The following is a 2,424-nucleotide window of genomic DNA, read 5'->3' as shown; positions in this document are numbered from 1 at the left end:
GGTGCCGAACTGGTCGCGGAACGCGCGGGTGAATGCCTCGTGCGAGCCGTAATCCGCCTCCAGCGCGATGCTCAGGATGTCCGGTGCGCCTTTCGCAAGACTGCGCGCCGCTTCCGTCAGCCGCCGAGCGCGCGCGTAACGCATCACCGGATAACCGGTGGCCGCGGCAAACGCGCGCACGATGTGGAACCGCGACACGCCTGACATCGCGGCGATCTCGTCGAGCGTCATCGGCTCGGCCAGATGGCTCTCGATGTACCAGAGCGCGCGCTGGGCTGGGTTCATGGGTCACGGCTCTCGTTCGAAGCGGGGGGATGATGCGCCGTCATCGCGCGCCGCGCTTGATCAGGATTGCTCTCGGGCCCCGAATGCCAAAATCGGAGGGTGGGCAAAGGCGCGCAAGCGCCGTGCCCACCCTACGGCGCTGCTGCTACTTCGCCGCATCCTTCGGCCGGGGCACATCCTGTTTCTTCTTCAGTTCGTCCGCCTGCTTCGCCTGCGCCGCCTGCAGATCGCCGATGGTCTTCTGCAGGCCTGCGAGCGCCACCTTCAGCGTATCGATCTGGCGGGTCGCGGCGTCGATCTTCTGCTGGTGATCGAGATTGAGCTTGGTGATGGTCTTCTGCAGGAAATCGACATTGCTCTGCAGGCAGCTGGTGCGCCGCTCCATCGTCTTCTCGACCGTGCAGATCTCGATGCCGGGAACGTCCTGCGCCGCGACCCGCGTATGCGCGACGAGCGGTAACATGACGAAACAAGCGGCAGCGATCCGGCGCGGCATGAAAGGTTCCTCAGCAAATTGATCACGGCAATGTGCGCCGATCGCGCACAGCCGCGTAAGGCTACCACACTCGTACCGCATTCTCGCGTTGAGCTTGGCGTGTTCCCTTGGACGGGGGAGCAGTAAACCGCGCGCGGAAGAACTGGGCGCTCTTTCCGCGGCTTTGATTAGGGGAGTTTTTTGGAATGGCAACGCGCGACAGACGTCTTGCGGAATTCGACGGTGCCGGCGAACCACCACCCGGCCTGCCGGTCGAGGTCTTGTGCGAGGACCACAGCGGCACGTATCAGCTGCCGTTCGCCTGCCGCTACGTCGAGGGACGCTGGCAGAACCACGAGGCCGGCATCGCGGTGGAAGCCACCGTCATCGGCTGGCGCATGCCCCGGGTGAAGCACTCCGGCGCTGCTTGACGGCGCTCTTCTGTCTCAAAATGCAACGGGGCCGCGCTTCCAGCTTAACGAACGGAACGCGGCCCGAACGAATCACGTCCGAATCAGCCTGATAAGCCTGTACGCAGTTGTTCACGGCTAGATCTCGGCAAGGCTCCACGGGCACGCACAAGATCTGCGCAACGCGATTGCTGCCCAAGGCCGCAGACCACCGCCAAAAGTTAATGCTGGCAAAGACATAGAGGCCGGCGCGAACGTTCGCCGTGCTCGCCCCGGAAACAGGCAGGGCCTCGCTGAGCCTGCCTAATATTCGACCTCGAGCTCCTCGATCTCAGCCGGCTCTTCCCTCGCGGCCGCGATCCATTCTTTCATCTCGCTCATGGCCATGATGGTGTCGGCATAGGCCTTCAACCGGGGCTCGAGCTTGACGTCGTAGGTGACGAAGCGCGTCACCACGGGGGCGTACATCGCATCCGCCATGGTGCGCTTGTCGCCGAACAGGAACGGTCCGCCTGACTTCTCCAGGCAGTCGCGCCAGATGAACCAGACCCGCTCGATATCGGCCTGCGCGCGCGACCAGATCTTGAAGCCGGGGAAATGGCTCTTCAGGTTGACCGGCAGAGAGGCGCGCAACGTGGTGAAGCCGGAATGGATTTCGCCGCAGATCGACCGGCAATGCGCGCGCTGGACGCGGTCATCAGGCAACAGGCCGGCGTCCGGCATCACCTCGTTGAGATATTCGGCGATGGCGAGCGTATCCCAGACGGTGGCGCCGTCGTGCCGCAGGCAGGGCACCAGGATCGAGGACGACAGCAGCAGGATTTCGGCGCGCGCCGACGCGTCGTCCGGCGCTGTGACGATCTCCTCGAACTCGAGCCCGGAAAATTTCGTCAGCAGCCAGCCACGCAGCGACCAGGACGAGTAGTTCTTGCTGCTGATGGTCAGTGTCGCCTTCGCCATAGGGCCCTTCCCTCACGTTTTCCGGCCCAACGAGCAGCAAGCGACGTGCCAATTTGAGGACGTCCGTCCCCGTCTGGCTCCGATATTGCATGACGGCAGCGGACAGGTGGGCGCTTCCGTATGATGTCGATGTATTATCAGGCTTTTCAGAACCAGATGGACCTGACCGCGCCATTGCGGGCCGGCGCCTCGTCCGCCCTGAAATTCCTCAACCTGGTGCCGCAGGGGATGTCGGACCAGGTCGTCGGCCGGCTGTCGGCGGCGCTGGAGCTGATCTCGCGCTCCACCCTGACC

The 2,424-nt window shown here is 63.9% G+C and carries 4 protein-coding genes and 1 pseudogene; 2 read left to right on the top strand and 3 right to left on the bottom strand.

Annotation, left to right across the window (positions count from 1 at the left end):
* Both IF809_RS38365 and IF809_RS38360 read right to left on the bottom strand, forming a co-directional pair.
* A partial coding sequence (locus IF809_RS38365) for a helix-turn-helix domain-containing protein (protein WP_462840061.1) occupies positions 1 to 285 on the bottom strand: 285 nt, incomplete at its 3' end.
* A 145-nt stretch (positions 286 to 430) separates the two neighbouring features.
* Positions 431 to 781: a hypothetical protein gene (locus IF809_RS38360; protein WP_462840060.1), complete on the bottom strand. Its 351-nt coding sequence runs from the start codon at positions 779 to 781 to the stop codon at positions 431 to 433.
* A gap of 185 nt (positions 782 to 966) precedes the next feature.
* On the opposite strand from IF809_RS38360, the gene IF809_RS38355 reads away from it, so the two are divergent.
* Positions 967 to 1,191, top strand: a complete 225-nt coding sequence (locus IF809_RS38355) for a hypothetical protein (protein ID WP_128950183.1) — start codon at positions 967 to 969, stop codon at positions 1,189 to 1,191.
* Between the two features lie 282 nt (positions 1,192 to 1,473).
* On the opposite strand, the gene IF809_RS38350 is transcribed toward IF809_RS38355, so the two are convergent.
* Complete coding sequence (locus IF809_RS38350) at positions 1,474 to 2,130, bottom strand: glutathione S-transferase family protein (RefSeq protein WP_128964603.1); 657 nt, start codon at positions 2,128 to 2,130, stop codon at positions 1,474 to 1,476.
* A 120-nt stretch (positions 2,131 to 2,250) separates the two neighbouring features.
* Between IF809_RS38350 and IF809_RS38345 the strand changes: the two are divergent.
* A pseudogene (locus IF809_RS38345) lies at positions 2,251 to 2,424 on the top strand (polyhydroxyalkanoate depolymerase); the annotation flags it as partial.

It is taken from the genome of Bradyrhizobium sp. UFLA06-24 (genome assembly GCF_054967145.1).
Note: the sequence above shows the minus strand (reverse complement) of the source record. Positions and strands in the feature narration are given on the sequence as shown.

Coding starts and splice junctions, on each gene's coding strand:
- IF809_RS38360 (WP_462840060.1), bottom strand. CDS start 781: ATGCCGCGCCGGATCGCTGCCGCTTGTTTCGTCATGTTACCGCTCGTC.
- IF809_RS38355 (WP_128950183.1), top strand. CDS start 967: ATGGCAACGCGCGACAGACGTCTTGCGGAATTCGACGGTGCCGGCGAA.
- IF809_RS38350 (WP_128964603.1), bottom strand. CDS start 2,130: ATGGCGAAGGCGACACTGACCATCAGCAGCAAGAACTACTCGTCCTGG.